This is a genomic window from Paenibacillus sp. PL2-23 (assembly GCF_040834005.1).
GTDB lineage: Bacteria > Bacillota > Bacilli > Paenibacillales > Paenibacillaceae > Pristimantibacillus.
Genome location: NZ_CP162129.1, coordinates 1339055 through 1353219 on the forward strand (window position 1 = coordinate 1339055; position 14165 = coordinate 1353219).

Sequence of the window (14165 nt, forward strand, 5' to 3'; positions counted from 1 at the left end):
GGCAATCCCTCCTCGAAATTTAGATTAGATCGTGACGTAGATAGAGCCGCTTGCTTGGTCGATTTCGGTCTCGAAGGTGTTGATGCAGCCTTCGTCGGGCTCCTGGACGCGTCCCGTCTTCAGATCAATCTTCCAGTCGTGAAGCGGGCAGTGCACGGCGTGGCCGCACACCATACCTTCCGATAATACTCCGCCTTTGTGCGGGCATTTGTTCTCGACAGCAAGCACGCTTCCGTCGGTCATTTTGAATACGGCGATTTCCAGCTCATTATATTTAATCGTGCGGGATCCTCGAATATCAATATCGTTAACGTTGGCGACAAATAGCTTGGTTGTCATGTGGGTTCCTCCTCAAATGTTTCGCGTCAGCGAAACATACGTCGTAAGCATAGGCTCATGTTTCGCTGGAAACGATAGGTGACGCTTCTAGGTAGTTGCAGGCTGCGAAGTCGGCAGCGGCTCGAAGTTTTTGCGAAGTTCGTCCTTCGTCACAATTTCCTTCCATGGATCGGTGGTCAGGCTGAGCGTGTGCTGGATACGCTCCATCAGCGCCAGCCGGTCCTCTTGCTTCTCAAGCTTCTGCTTCACGTAGTCGAGACCCACGCGCTCGATCCATTGCGCTGTCCGCTCGTTCCAGATCGCTTCCTCGCGATAGAGCTGCAGGAACGCATGCGCCCACTCCATGACCTCATCCTCCGTCTTCACGACGCCGATGACGTCAGTGGCGCGAACCTTCACGCCGCCGTTGCCGCCGACATGGAGCTCCCAGCCCCCGTCAATCGCGATGACGCCAAAGTCCTTAATGGATGCTTCTGCACAGTTACGAGGACAACCCGATACGGCAAGCTTCACCTTGGCCGGCGTGTTCAGCCGCTCGAACGCTTTCTCCAGCTTGATGCCCATACCCATGGAATCCTGTGTTCCGAAGCGGCAGAAGGTATTGCCTACACAGGTCTTCACCGTACGAAGCGTCTTGCCGTACGCGTGGCCGGAGTTCATATCGAGATCCGCCCACATCTTGGGCAGATCCTCCTTCTTCACGCCCAGAAGGTCAAGGCGCTGGCCGCCGGTGAATTTCACGAGAGGCACCTCGTATTTCACAGCGATCTCGGCGATTTTCTTCAGCTCCTCCGGCGAAGTTACGCCGCCGTAGATACGAGGCACGACGGAGAAGGTGCCGTCCTTCTGAATATTTGCATGATAACGCTCGTTCGTTATTCTGGATTCCTTCTCGTCAACATATTGATCAGGGTAGAGCATACCCAGGTAGTAGTTCAGTGAAGGCCTGCACTTGGAGCAGCCCTCAGGATTGTTCCAGCCAAGAACATTCATCACTTCATTAATGTTCATGAGCTCCATCCGTTTGATCTCTGCCACAATCTCATCCCGGCTGAGCGAGGTACAGCCGCAGATGCCTTCCTTGACCGCCTCGCCCGAGCCATCGGAGTAGATGCTCAGCAAGCCTTCCACAAGCGGCTTGCAGCCGCCGCAGGAAGCGGATGCCTTCGTGCAGGATTTGATCGCGCTGACGGAATGGCAGCCCTTGCCCGTGATGGCTTCGGCGATTGTGCCCTTGGATACGCCGTTACAGCCGCAGATGACCTCGTCATCGGCCATGGCCTTCAGGCGAGCCTCTGGCGAGGAGCCTCCGCCTTGTCCAGGGGTGAAGCCGAGCAGCAGCTCCTTCTCGCGTCCTTCGACGGATTCGCCCTTCTTGATCTGGGCGAACAGCTCCGAGCCTTCCGACGTGTCTCCGAACAATACGGCTCCTACCAGCTTGCCGTCTTGAATAACCAGCTTCTTGTAAGTGCCCGCAAGGTCGTCCTGCAGCTTCAAGGAGCGAGTCTCTGGCGTCTCGTCGAAGCGTCCGGCGGAGAAGACGTCAACTCCGGACACCTTCAGCTTGGTTGACGTGACAGAGCCGGCATAGCCAGCGGTTTCAACGCCCGCAAGCAGCTTGGCAAGAACGGCGCCTTGCTCATACAGCGGAGCAACCAGACCGTACGCGATGCCGCGATGCTCTGCGCATTCGCCAACAGAGTAGACGTTAGCGATATCCGTACGCAGGAAGTCGTCGACGATAATGCCTCGGTTAACGGTAATGCCTGCGCCTCTTGCCAGCTCGATGTTAGGTTTGATGCCTACCGCCATAACGACCAGATCGCCATCTACTTCAGTGCCGTCTGAGAAGACGAGGCCGCTGGCGCGCTTCTTGCCTTTGATAGAAACCGTGCTCTTCTGAAGCAGGAATTTCATGCCTTGGGCTTCCAATTCACGCTGCAGCATGCGGGAGGCGGCTTCATCCAGCTGGCGCTCCATCAGGAACGGATTAATATGAACGACGTGCACCTCCATGCCGAGGTGGAGAAGGCCGCGAGCGGCTTCAAGCCCCAGCAATCCGCCGCCGATGACGACCGCTTTTTTGAAGCGCTGCGAAGCGTCGATCATCTTCTCGCAGTCTGCGATGTCCCGGAAGGCGATGACGCCCTCCTTGTCTGCGCCTGGCAGAGGAAGCATGAAGGGGTTGGAGCCAGTTGCGATAATGAGCTCATCATAAGCGACCTTATGGCCATTCTTGCTCTCTACTACTTGTTTGTCCGTGTCAATATTCGTTACGGGGTTTCCAGTGTGAAGCGTAATATTGTTTTCTGTGTACCAGTTCCAATCGTTGATGACAATATCATTCATCTCTGCTCCGCCGGCAAGCACGGAGGATAACAGAATCCTATTGTAGTTAGGGTGCGGCTCGCTTCCGAAGATGGTAATCTCATATTTGTCCGGCGCAAGCTTGAGCAGATGCTCGATCGTTCGAACGCCGGCCATTCCGTTACCAATGAGAACCAATTTTTTCTTCTGAGTATTCATAATGATTTCTCCCCTCTCACTCTGCCCATCAATGATGAATAGCTGGTTTGGCAGCTGTATTCACGGTAATGAATACGAAAAAGCCTGCTTTCGTATTGCTAAGAGCAGATATCTCCCTTAGTACATACGAAAGCAGGCTTCTTTGCCTAGTCAACTGAATACGCCGTTGTATCCGTGACGCTATTCAATTTGTTTGTTATTGCAACTATACCTCACCCCTCAAACTGATGTCAATATATCTTACATAAGAAAATCGAAAACAAACTTTTCTAGTGACACTTCGTCTTCCTTTGTGTTATATATAATCACATATTGGTTTTTTCTTTGGACCAGATTTGGACTAGATTTCATTATGAAGAGTAGAAAGGGGAGCTTCAACATGCGTTCGTTGTTAGTCATGGAGCTGCTTTCGACGTTTGAGAAGACAGGCGCTGGAGGCGAGCCGAACCATACGACTAATAAACAATCCCCGGTTCTGCTTCTCGAAGAAAACGGTTATCATGTTTTGTATGCGAATAATGGACTGCAGGCTGAGGAGCTGCTGATTGGCGCCGACGCGATTGTGCTTCATATGTCGCTTGACGGCGTGAAGATGTGGGGTCCGCGGATCGGCAGGCTGAGAAGCCTTCCTGTCTTATGGTGGTGCAGCGAAGCGGCTGCCGCCTCTTCGGCGGAATATTGTGAAAGCGACATCCCCGTCGACGGGCTGCTGTCTCCTTCTATGGGAGAATGGGAGCTGCACTGGTCGCTTCATCTAGCCTCCAAGCAGCAGGCCGAAAGGCAGCGCTGGAGGCTGGAGCGCAAGCAGCTGGAGGATCGGCTGGAGGAGCGGAAGTGGATTGACCAGGCCAAGGGCATTCTCTGCAAGCTCAAGAATATATCAGAAGCCGAAGCGTATGAGGTGCTTCGTAAGCAAGCGATGAATGAAAGAAAACGAATGGTCGACGTGGCGGCGAATATTGTGAAGGTGCATCAATTGCTTCAGGATATGAAGTGAGTGGCGGCTAGCCCCCGCCCATCGGGACGACAGCGAAGGAGGGCCTTGCATGCTAACGAAATGGTTGAAGGAAGTTGGAAGAGGCAAAAGAGGCGCTCGCGATCTGAATTACGAGGAAGCCAAGGACGCGGCGGAGCTCATCCTGGGAGGGAAAGCGACGCAGGCGCAGATCGGAGCTTTTTTTATAGCGGAACGCATTAAGATGGAAACGGTGGAGGAGCTTGAAGCGTTTGTGCATGTGTGCCGGGCGCATGCTTACCGGACGAATGTGCATAGTGGCATGGATTGCGCGGGACCTTATGATGGCCGTAAAAAAAGCTTTTTCGCGACCTTCGCGACGGCGTTCGTGCTGGGCGCCGCAGGCTTGCCCGTTACCCTGCACGGCACCGGCTCGCTGCCGCCCAAGTGGGGCATTACGCTCCAGGATATATTAATGGAGATGGACATCGACGCGGATTCCGTATCCCGGGAGCGGTTCATTGAAACGGCAAGGGAGACGGGCGTGCTGTATGTATCCGCGGAGAGCTGGTGCCCGCCGCTGCGAGAGCTGCGCTCCATCCGCGTAGAGCTGGGCATGCGGACGGTGCTGAACACCGCCGAGAAGCTGATTGATTACGCCCATTCGAAATATCTATTGTTCGGCGTATTCCACAATACCGTGTTCGAGCGGATGGCGAAGCTGTCCGAGAAGCTGGGCTACGAGCGTTCGTTGATCGTACAGGGCGTAGAAGGGTCCGAGGACCTGTTCATCGAGCGCCCGACGCGAACTTATTTTGTCCAGAACGGCATCGCCATCCAGCAGATTGTAGATCCCGACGCTTATGGACTGGAGACGCAGGTGCCGGAGGTAGAGTGGACGGCTGCCCTGCAGAAGGACACCGTTGAAGAGGTGCTCCAGGGCGGGGGACATCTGGCCTTCGCCAATCAGGTGCTGCTTAACGCAGCGGTTCGCTTGCATCTGGCGGGCAAAGCGGATTCCGTGGAGCAGGGCATCTACATGAGCAAAGCGCTGATCGATGACGGCGAGCCGTGGAAGCTGTATTCACAGTGGAAGCATGCTCTGCAAAAAATAAGCACCATCTGAAATATGTTCCAATTCCGAATGATGGAAGCACGAAGCTGGGCGAACATTCGTGAAATTTGTTGACAAAATGTGAACTCCCTCCTTAAAATTGATGAAGGAAAACAACAATCGCATACAACTCCTCGTATAATCTCGGGAATCGGCCCGGGAGTCTCTACTCGGTCACCGTAAATGATCAGGCTACGAAGAGAGGAAAGCGATCGCGCGGCGGCCCCGCGTATGAAGCTTTCCCTTTTTGCAGAGCCTAGTAGAAATGCGTTTACATGCATTCCTATCTAGGCTTCTTTGTTTGTTCCAACACTATTTTGGGAGGGTTTTATCAAAATGAGAAGTTTCTTTCGTTTGAAGGAACTGGGAACAAATGTCAGAACTGAAGTCATGGCTGGACTGACGACGTTTATGACAATGGCCTACATTCTGGCAGTCAATCCGATCATATTGACGCCAACGGGCCTGGACTGGACGGCTGTATTTCTGGCGACGGCCCTGGCGGCGGGTATTTTCTCTATCGCTATGGGACTGTTCGTTAATTTCCCTGTCGCGCTGGCTCCGGGCATGGGGCTTAACGCTTATTTCGCTTCCGTCATCATCGCTTCTGCAGCGACGGATACGCCGATTACACCGGCAATGGGACTGACGGCTGTATTTCTCTCCGGTATTATCTTCATCATTCTGACGGTGACACAGGTTCGTCAGATGCTGATTACGGCCGTTCCGGACAGCCTGAAGCATGCCATTACCGTTGGTATCGGCTTGTTTATTGCCATTATCGGGCTGAAGAACAGCGGCATTATGACGATTATCGCATTCGACAATGGCGATAAGCTGATTACGCTGGGAAGCTTTCATAACGAAACGGTTGTCTATACCCTGCTTGCAGTAGCGCTCATCGCTATTCTGATGGTGCTGCGAGTGCCGGGAGCCATACTGTTCGGCATTCTGGGCACAACGGTTGTTGCTTTGCTTACGGGTCATGTGAATGTGAAGGAAGCGCTGGAAGGCAAGACCTGGATGCCAGACTTCTCCACGATGAACGTATGGCATTTCGACTTTGCGGGCGTATTCGAGGTTGGCCTCATTACCGTCATCCTGACCTTTACGTTCGTAGAACTGTTCGATACCTTCGGTACGCTGGTCGGCACGGCTAACCGCGCCGGCATTATGAAGAAACCTGAGGAAGGCAAGAAGCGTGTAGGCAAGGCGATGCTGGTTGACGCGGTTGCGGTTGGCGGCGGCGCTATGCTGGGAACAAGCACAGTAACGGCATATGTAGAAAGCTCCGCAGGTATCGCGCAAGGCGGACGTTCCGGCTTGACTGCTGTGACAACAGGCATTTGCTTCCTGCTGGCGATCTTCCTGTCGCCAATTGTGGCGCTGGTGCCAGGGGCCGCTACAGCGGCGGCGCTGATCATCGTTGGCGTGCTGATGATGCAATCCGTGAAGGATATTGACTTCTCCGATATGGTATACGCGATTCCGGCATTCCTGACGCTGGCGCTTATGCCGTTCACATACAGCATCGCGAACGGCATCTCCTTCGGTATCGTATCTTACGTGCTGCTGGCAACTGTCGCGAACGTATCCGGCAAGGGCAAATACCAGGTGCACTGGCTGATGTGGATTCTAGCCGTGCTGATTGTATTGCGATACGCTCTAATGGGCGGCGAATAATAGGGACAAGCAACAAGGCAGCGCTGGGCCGGCGCTGCCTTTTTTTTGCGCAGCGGCCCCTTACGGTATAATGAGGGGTATTCATCAATATCGCCCAGGATACTCCCGTCTTCTATAAGCGGGGGAGGAATGGGCGTTCGGCGTTAGCCGGAATGATATTTGGTGTGTTCTTGTTGTCCCTACTATGCTAAAATTAGTATAGTGAGGAGGCGAACATATGATCGTTACCGTGACGGCGAAAATCAAAATCAAACCGTCAGACAGTCAAATGATGGCCCTGCAACAAACGATGATCGCTTATCGTCAAGGCTGTAATTTTGTCTCTGCCCTTGTGTTTGAGACGAGCGAGCGCCGGCAGTCTGCCCTGCACCGAATGACGTATCGAACCCTGCGCAGCGCGATGGGCCTGCGTTCTCAAATGGCGCAGTCGGTATTGAAAACGGTACGGGCTAAATACAAGACCATCTTGAGCAGTGGGCATGCTTGGACTCTCGTACAATTTAAGAAGCCGGAATACGATCTCGTCTGGAGACGGGATTACTCGCTAAGCGCAAAGCTATTCTCCGTCAATACGCTGCAAGGCCGCATTAAGATTCCCTTCGAAGCCAAAGGAATGGAGACCTATTTCGACGGCACATGGACATTCGGTACAGCCAAGCTGGTATGCAAAAAACAGAAGTGGTTTTTGCATATTCCAGTGTCTAAGGAAATGGCCTCTCCTGAGCTTAAGGAGATTGAACACGTTGCAGGGATTGATCTGGGCATCAACTTTGTAGCTACGGTGTATGACACCGAGGGGAGAACGCTGTTTTTTCGAGGAAGGGAGCTCAAACACAAACGAGCCAACTACCAACGATTGCGTTCCGAGCTGCAACGCAAACAAACGGCTTCGTCCCGCCGCAGGCTGAAGCAAATCGGAGAACGAGAAAACCGCTGGATGACCGATGTGAACCATCAGGTAAGTAAGGCACTCGTTACCCGATATGGGGCGAATACGCTGTTTGTGCTGGAGGATTTGACAGGGATCCGCCGCAGGGCGGAAAAGTCAAAGCTGAAGTATCGGTATGTGACGGTATCGTGGGCGTTCTATCAGCTGCGTCAGATGGTGACGTATAAGGCGAAGCTTGCAGGATCGATGGTGATAGCCGTGGATCCGAAGCACACCTCGCAGGCGTGTCCCCTATGCCGCCACACGGCCAAAGAAAACCGGGATAAACGCAGGCATCGCTTTCGTTGCCAGGCATGCGGATATGCAAGCAATGATGACCGGATCGGCGCCATGAATCTCTGTCTGAAGGGAAGAGAGTACCTTCTTGAAGGTGCAGGCTTAGCATGACTAGGCTTGCAGGGCAGCTGTCAATCTGCCCATTGGTAGGCGAAGGCTTACTCGAGGATGTAACACCACGTTCTTCGGAACGCCAAAAGATCGGAGTCGCAAGACGTTCGTACGATCGGGTTGTTATAAGCCCCCACTTCAAACGTTAGTTAAGTGGGGGTCATTGACTGTTATTTTTATAAGGGGGAGGTGGCGGTACCATGGTTCGAATGGACTTGAATTGCGATATGGGAGAAGGGTTCGGCGTCTACCGTTCCGGCAACGATGAGCAGCTGATGCGGTATATTACGTCTGCGAATATCGCTTGCGGCTACCATGGAGGCGATCCGGCGACGATGCGATCCACGGTCCGAATGGCGCTGTCCCATGGCGTAGCGATAGGGGCGCATCCCGGCTTGCCAGATTTGGCCGGCTTCGGCAGGAGACGCATGGAGATAACGCCCATGGAGGCGTATGAGATGACGGTGTATCAGCTTGGGGCCCTTATGGCTTTTGCCCGAGCAGAGGGGGGCGGGCTGTCCCATGTGAAGCCTCATGGCGCTTTATATCATATGGCGGCCAAGGACGCTGCTTTGGCAGAAGCGATTGCTGAAGCGGTATACAAGGTGGACGGCAGCCTGCTCTTGTTCGGACTGGCGGGGAGCGAGCTCATACGCGCGGGGGAGCGCATCGGCTTGCGAGCGGCGAGGGAGGCGTTCGCGGACCGCACATACGAGGAGGATGGGACGCTGACTCCGAGAACAGTAGAAGGTGCGGTACTGGAGAGCTCCGAGGCAGCGGCGGCGCAAGCGGTTCTGCTGGCGACCGAAGGCAAGGCGCGTACTCGCCAAGGGTCATATGTAGCCGTCGAAGCGGATACCATCTGTGTGCATGGGGATTCGCCAGGCGCGTTGGCGCATGTCATCGCTCTCCGACAAGCGTTAACCGAGGCGAAAATAACGATTCAGGCGCCCGGAACCCTATAGCTTGGGAGGTGTTCGTGTGAATAAAGCTTACAGCATTACGCCGCTAGGCGACGCTTGCGTGCTGCTTCAGCTCGGCGATCAGCCCGACGAGGCGACGTTCCGGCAAGTGATGGCGACAGCGGCATATTTGGAGGTGGACGCATTCCCTGGCTTTATCGAATGTGTGCCTGCTTATGCGTCTATCGCCGTACACTATCATCCCATGACGGTATGGCGGAGCCGTTCCATAGAGGAACGGGATTGCCGGTCTCTTTATGAGACGGTATGCCGCCGAATTCAAGGGGTGCTGCAGCCTCTGGCACGCGGCGAAGCGGCGGCTGGCATTGCGGATTCCAGGACCGTCACCATTCCAGTATGCTACGGCGGCTTGTATGGACCGGACCTGGAGGAGGTCGCGGCCCATTGCAACCGAGCTGTGGAGGAGGTTGTCCGGCTTCACAGCAGCGCCGAGTATCTGGTCTATATGATCGGCTTTGCCCCCGGCTTCCCCTATCTGGGCGGCATGCCGCCGGAGATTGGGGCTCCCCGCCGCGCGACGCCTCGAACGCTTATCCCTGCTGGAAGCGTGGGAATCGCTGGCGGCCAGACCGGCGTCTATCCGCTCCCCACGCCGGGCGGCTGGCAGCTCATTGGCCGAACGCCGCTCCGCCTGTTCCGGCCGGAGGGTGACCGTCCCAGCCTGCTTCAGGCTGGAGATCGAGTGCGGTTCGAGCCGATCACGGAGGCGGAATACAAGCGTTTGGAGCGCCGTGAAGGCAGCACGGTACATGGAGCTCGAGAGGAGGGCTGTCCATGAGTATAGTCATTGAGAAGCCCGGCTTGTTAGCTACGCTGCAGGATCTGGGAAGATACGGCTACCAGAAGCAAGGCGTTGTGGTGGGCGGGGCGATGGATACTGCCGCCGCCAGAATTGCGAACTGGCTGGTCGGCAATGACGAGTCGGAGGCGGTGCTTGAGCTTACGCTTGCGGGAGCTGAGCTGCGCATCGTGAAGGAGTGTTGGATCGCTGTATGCGGAGGCGATATGAGTCCGGTTACGAAGCGGGGCGAGAAGGTGCCGCAGTGGCGGCCGGTGAAGGCTGCCGCTGGAGCAGTTATACGATTCGCCGGCTGTCGAAGCGGGTGTCGGACTTATGTCGCGCTGGCGGGCGGGCTTGATGCGCCGCTCACGCTGGGAAGCCGCAGCACTTATCTTCGCGGCGGAATCGGCGGCCTGGAGGGACGCGCGCTGCGCGCCGGCGATGCCCTGACGCCAAGGAACGAGGCGGCTGAGCTACGACTGGACGAGCGCACCCTGGCGGAATCGGAGGAGCTCCGGTGGCCGCGATGGCATGCGGGAGGCTTTGCCGTTGCGCATATGGATATTGCGGAAATTCGATTGATGTCCGGGATGCATACCGATTGGCTGCATGAAGAAGCGAGGATGCGTCTAGAGCAAGAGATCTTCGCCGTGGGGCGGAACTCTGATCGAATGGGCTATCGGCTGGATGCTGGGGAGGGGCTGTCCATGACAGGGGATCGGCCTGAGCTGCTGTCGGAGCCGGTTGCGATGGGCACGATTCAGCTGCCGCCGGACGGCAGCCCCATCATTCTGATGGCCGACAGGCAGACAACGGGCGGCTATCCCCGAATCGGACATGTTGCCACGGTCGATCTGCCCGTCCTGGCGCAGCTGAAGCCAGGCGATCGGCTTAGGCTTCAGCGCGTCAGCCATGCGGCTGCGGAGACTTTGCTGCTGGAGGACGAGCTGGAGATGCTCCAGCTCAAGGGGGCGATTGGGCTGAAGCTGGCGGGTGCCGTCACTTGAAGAATAGGAAGTGAGTCGGCAGCTTTCTCATCGAGCCGTCAGAGGGCTTATTGATGAGCTTGCCGTTAAAGACAAGCGTCGACGAGCCGCCGCCATCCAGATTGTAGGCATCGATGACGCCATATTTCTTCAGCAGCGTCTGCAGCTCCGCAAGCGTGGCGCCGGAGCTGCCGTATTCGTTGTAGCCGTCCGTTACGAAGATAAGCAGCTGATCATCCCTGTAATTCCCGATAACTGTACGCGGCGCTCGCTTCGGGCTTGTCTGCCATTTGAGCGGAATCGGCTGCGGAACGCCGCTGCGAAGCAGGATCGGCACGAAGGAAGCGCCGAACTGCGGCTTCTTCGCGTCGAGCTGCTCGCGGCTGGCGAACTTGCCTCCGATCAGCTTGTTGTTCTCGCTGAGACCCACAAAAAACAAATCGTTGAAGGATGCCTGAAAGCCCGATACGTATTCGCCCTCTACCATTGTTGTGCTGAGCGGGTACCGCTTGCCTCCGCCGTCGGCATAGCCGCCGGCGTTGACGCCTACTGCGGCTTGATGCTTGGTGACGGCTTGAAGCGTCGTCTGGGCATCGCCAAGCTGGTCGCCCCCCATGACCATCTGCATCGCGCCGTCGGCTTTTAGCTGTATTTTGACCGCATAGCTTCTAAAGTTGTCGTGCTTCAAGTAGAACAGCTGCGCCCGAAGCTTGCTGGACTGGATCGTCGCAGCAGGCTTGCCCAGCCGGGCCGTTATCTTGGCATCGTAAATAGCCAGCGGGCGCGAAGCCTGAGCTGCGGCGGTCTTCGCGATCCCATTCATCTCCGAGTTCGTCTTCTGGTACAAATCAAGCTGCTTCTTGATGGCTTCGCCCGTCTGCACAGCAGTCACATTCGCCTGATCGAGACCTGCCGCGGTTTCGGTCCATACTTGAGCGGAGGACGCTCCTCCGGCTTCCGTAAGCTTAGGTACCGCTTCCTGCGACAATTCAATGGCAATGGTCGAGGAGAACAGCCAGATCAGTATGCCGGCGAAAGGGGCTAAGGCAAGCAACGCCGTCCGGTTTAAGGTTTGGATGGTCACTCTCATTTGAGCACATCCAGGCTTTTTTTCAATTCGTCCAACTGCTTCTTCACTTCGTTCAGCTGCGTATATAGCTTGTTGCTGTTATCCGTCTTGTCATCGGCGTTGTCCTTGGCGAAGGTCAACAGCTCATTCAAGGCGTCCACCTTGTCCTTGAGCACGGAAATTTCGTTCTGGTAGCTCTGCTCCATAGCGGTTATACGCCCATCATATTCGTTCTGCAGCTCTGCGATCTGCCTTGCGGTCTGCCGTTCAATATCGGCGGTAATCTCCCGCTGCATCCCCTCCGTATATACTTTTGCTCCGTATACGCCGCCTCCAATCAGAAACGTCCATATGCCAATAAAAGCAATAAATGCGGCTTTGCTTCGTTTCTTGCGTGTATTCGCGGCCTGGCGGCTCGACGCCCCAGGCTCCAGCTGCATCTCGCTCATTGCGGTTCATTCACCTCTCATGTATGCCTAAATTTGCACGTTGTGCGGTTGAACGAACGAGTGTTGAAAAAAAGCGCCTTCCGGCAATCGACAGCCTTCCGGCTAATGCTTGCCTCACTCTTATTAAACGACGGCATACGTCATAAAGGTTGCGAATGTCATCCTATTGTAACAAACGAAACGGCGAATGTCGCCGTTCAGCCTCTCATTAACGACATGCAAAAGCAGGAAGCGCAGTCGGTCCTTAGCCTTTTTGTTAGCGTGAGCGGCGTCATGTATAATGGGATGAGCGAGTCATTCAGCGAGAGTGGAAAAGGAGAGATTACCATGGAGCAACAATCGAGTCGCAGGGAGCAGGCCATGTTCGCGGGAGGCTGCTTCTGGTGTATGGTAACGCCATTCGACGAAATGCCGGGCATTATATCGGTCGTATCGGGCTATACCGGAGGCCATACGGAGAATCCCACCTACGAGGAGGTATGCTCGGATACGACGGGGCATACGGAAGCGGTGCACATCACTTATGATCCGGAGCTTTTTTCGTACGAGCGCCTGCTCGATATCTTCTGGCGCCAGATTGATCCGACGGACGCGGGGGGCCAATTCCACGATAGAGGCTCCTCTTATCGGACGGGCATCTATTATTACACGGAGGAGCAACGTCAATTGGCGGAGGCGTCCAAGGCGGAGCTGCAGGCGAGCGGGCGCTTCGACAAGCCGATTGTAACGGAGATCGAGCCAGCTGGTCCCTTTTATCCCGCGGAGGAATATCATCAGGATTATTACAGGAAAAATCCGTTCCGGTATAAAATGTACCGCAAAGGCTCAGGACGAGACGCTTTTATCACAAGTCACTGGAAGGTGAAGAAGGATCAGGCTGAGCTGCGAAAGCGGCTGACGCCGGTCCAATATGAAGTGACGCAGAACAGCGGTACCGAACGGCCATTCACAGGGGAATATTGGGATCATCAGGAGGAAGGCATCTATGTCGATATTGTCTCCGGCGAACCGCTGTTCAGCTCGAAGGACAAGTTCGACGCCGGCTGCGGCTGGCCGAGCTTCACAAAGCCGCTGCAGAAGACGAATGTGACGGAGCATATGGATACCACGCATAACATGGTGAGAATCGAGGTGCGAAGCCAGGAGGGGGACTCTCATCTGGGCCATGTGTTCGACGACGGTCCGCAGCCTACGGGGCTTCGTTATTGCATTAATTCTGCCGCTCTGCGTTTTGTGCCGAAGGAGAAGCTGGAGGAAGAGGGCTACGGGCAATATCGCAATTTATTCGATTAAAGGGGATGAATGGGGAATGGAGACAATCGGCAGCGGAAGCAGCACAGCGGGGCAAGGGAACGGTATAAGCGTTATGGAAGCCATCAAGAGCAGACGCTCTATCGGCAAGGTGAAGCCGGACGAGGTGGAGCGCGAGATTATCGAAGCGCTTCTGGAGGCGGCGACTTGGGCGCCGAGCCACTTCAACACGCAGCCATGGCGCTTTGTTGTGATGACGGGTGAAGGACGTTCGAAGCTGGGAGAAGGCTACGCGAAGGTGCTGGAGGCCGCATCGGCTGGGGTCGAAGGCGCGGAGCTGGAGGAGAAGCTGCAGAAGGAGAGAGCCAAGGCGTTCCGGGCGCCGCTCGTCATTACGGCGATCTGCTCGCCGTCCGACGATCCGCGCGCTGAGCGCGCGGAGGAGCTGGCCGCCGCTCAGGCTGCCGTGCACAATCTGCTGCTTGCTGCGCACGCGTACGGCTTGGGGGCGATCTGGAGATCGGGCCCTCCCATGTACGATCCCGTCATGAAGCGGCATTTCGAGCTTCGGGAGGATGAGGAGATCGTCGCTTTCCTCTACATCGGCTATCCGGACATGACCCCTGGACAGCCGCGCCGCTCACCCGTAGCGGACAAGACAATCTGGCTGGACAGCTAGGAGCAAGGAGCGGC

13 protein-coding genes and 1 riboswitch are annotated in these 14165 nt (G+C 55.7%); of the genes, 9 read left to right on the forward strand and 4 right to left on the reverse strand.

The features are described 5' to 3' along the window. Nucleotides 1-24: 24 nt before the first annotated feature. Nucleotides 25-339: a nitrite reductase small subunit NirD gene (gene nirD / locus AB1S56_RS05735; RefSeq protein ID WP_340872413.1), complete on the reverse strand. Its 315-nt coding sequence runs from the start codon at nt 337-339 to the stop codon at nt 25-27. Between the two features lie 87 nt (nt 340-426). Then, nucleotides 427-2865: a nitrite reductase large subunit NirB gene (gene nirB, locus AB1S56_RS05740; RefSeq protein WP_340872416.1), complete on the reverse strand. Its 2439-nt coding sequence runs from the start codon at nt 2863-2865 to the stop codon at nt 427-429. Between the two features lie 379 nt (nt 2866-3244). Between nirB and AB1S56_RS05745 the strand changes: the two genes are divergently transcribed. The 7 genes from AB1S56_RS05745 (at nt 3245) to AB1S56_RS05775 (ending at nt 10724) form a co-directional block, all read left to right on the forward strand. Further along, a complete protein-coding gene (locus tag AB1S56_RS05745) occupies nt 3245-3862 on the forward strand; it encodes an ANTAR domain-containing protein (protein ID WP_340872418.1) in 618 nt (205 codons plus the stop codon). Between the two features lie 49 nt (nt 3863-3911). Further along, nucleotides 3912-4946, forward strand: a complete 1035-nt coding sequence (locus AB1S56_RS05750) for an anthranilate phosphoribosyltransferase (RefSeq protein WP_340872419.1) — start codon at nt 3912-3914, stop codon at nt 4944-4946. A 102-nt stretch (nt 4947-5048) separates the two neighbouring features. Further along, nucleotides 5049-5149, forward strand: a riboswitch (purine riboswitch). A 121-nt stretch (nt 5150-5270) separates the two neighbouring features. Continuing rightward, a complete protein-coding gene (locus AB1S56_RS05755) occupies nt 5271-6617 on the forward strand; it encodes an NCS2 family permease (protein WP_340872421.1) in 1347 nt (448 codons plus the stop codon). A 217-nt stretch (nt 6618-6834) separates the two neighbouring features. After that, a complete protein-coding gene (locus AB1S56_RS05760; RefSeq protein WP_367903435.1) occupies nt 6835-7953 on the forward strand; it encodes an RNA-guided endonuclease InsQ/TnpB family protein in 1119 nt (372 codons plus the stop codon). Between the two features lie 200 nt (nt 7954-8153). Beyond that, a complete protein-coding gene (locus tag AB1S56_RS05765; protein WP_340871115.1) occupies nt 8154-8918 on the forward strand; it encodes a 5-oxoprolinase subunit PxpA in 765 nt (254 codons plus the stop codon). A 16-nt stretch (nt 8919-8934) separates the two neighbouring features. Then, nucleotides 8935-9714: a 5-oxoprolinase subunit PxpB gene (gene pxpB / locus AB1S56_RS05770; RefSeq protein WP_340871117.1), complete on the forward strand. Its 780-nt coding sequence runs from the start codon at nt 8935-8937 to the stop codon at nt 9712-9714. Then, nucleotides 9711-10724: a biotin-dependent carboxyltransferase family protein gene (locus AB1S56_RS05775; protein WP_340871118.1), complete on the forward strand. Its 1014-nt coding sequence runs from the start codon at nt 9711-9713 to the stop codon at nt 10722-10724. The genes pxpB and AB1S56_RS05775 overlap by 4 nt, the downstream gene beginning before the upstream one ends. Here the strand turns inward: AB1S56_RS05775 and AB1S56_RS05780 are convergent. Next, entirely contained in the window at nt 10717-11793 is a 1077-nt protein-coding gene (locus tag AB1S56_RS05780) for a phosphodiester glycosidase family protein (RefSeq protein ID WP_340871119.1), read from the reverse strand. The genes AB1S56_RS05775 and AB1S56_RS05780 overlap by 8 nt on opposite strands. Further along, the gene (locus AB1S56_RS05785; RefSeq protein ID WP_340871120.1) at nt 11790-12221 is read right to left on the reverse strand and encodes a hypothetical protein; all 432 of its coding nucleotides are present in this window, start codon (nt 12219-12221) and stop codon (nt 11790-11792) included. Before AB1S56_RS05785 ends, AB1S56_RS05780 begins: the two co-directional genes overlap by 4 nt. A 327-nt stretch (nt 12222-12548) precedes the next feature. Between AB1S56_RS05785 and msrA the strand changes: the two genes are divergently transcribed. Continuing rightward, a complete protein-coding gene (gene msrA, locus AB1S56_RS05790) occupies nt 12549-13514 on the forward strand; it encodes a peptide-methionine (S)-S-oxide reductase MsrA (RefSeq protein WP_340871121.1) in 966 nt (321 codons plus the stop codon). 16 nt (nt 13515-13530) lie between these two features. Continuing rightward, a complete protein-coding gene (locus AB1S56_RS05795; protein WP_340871122.1) occupies nt 13531-14151 on the forward strand; it encodes a nitroreductase in 621 nt (206 codons plus the stop codon). Nucleotides 14152-14165 lie beyond the last annotated feature (14 nt).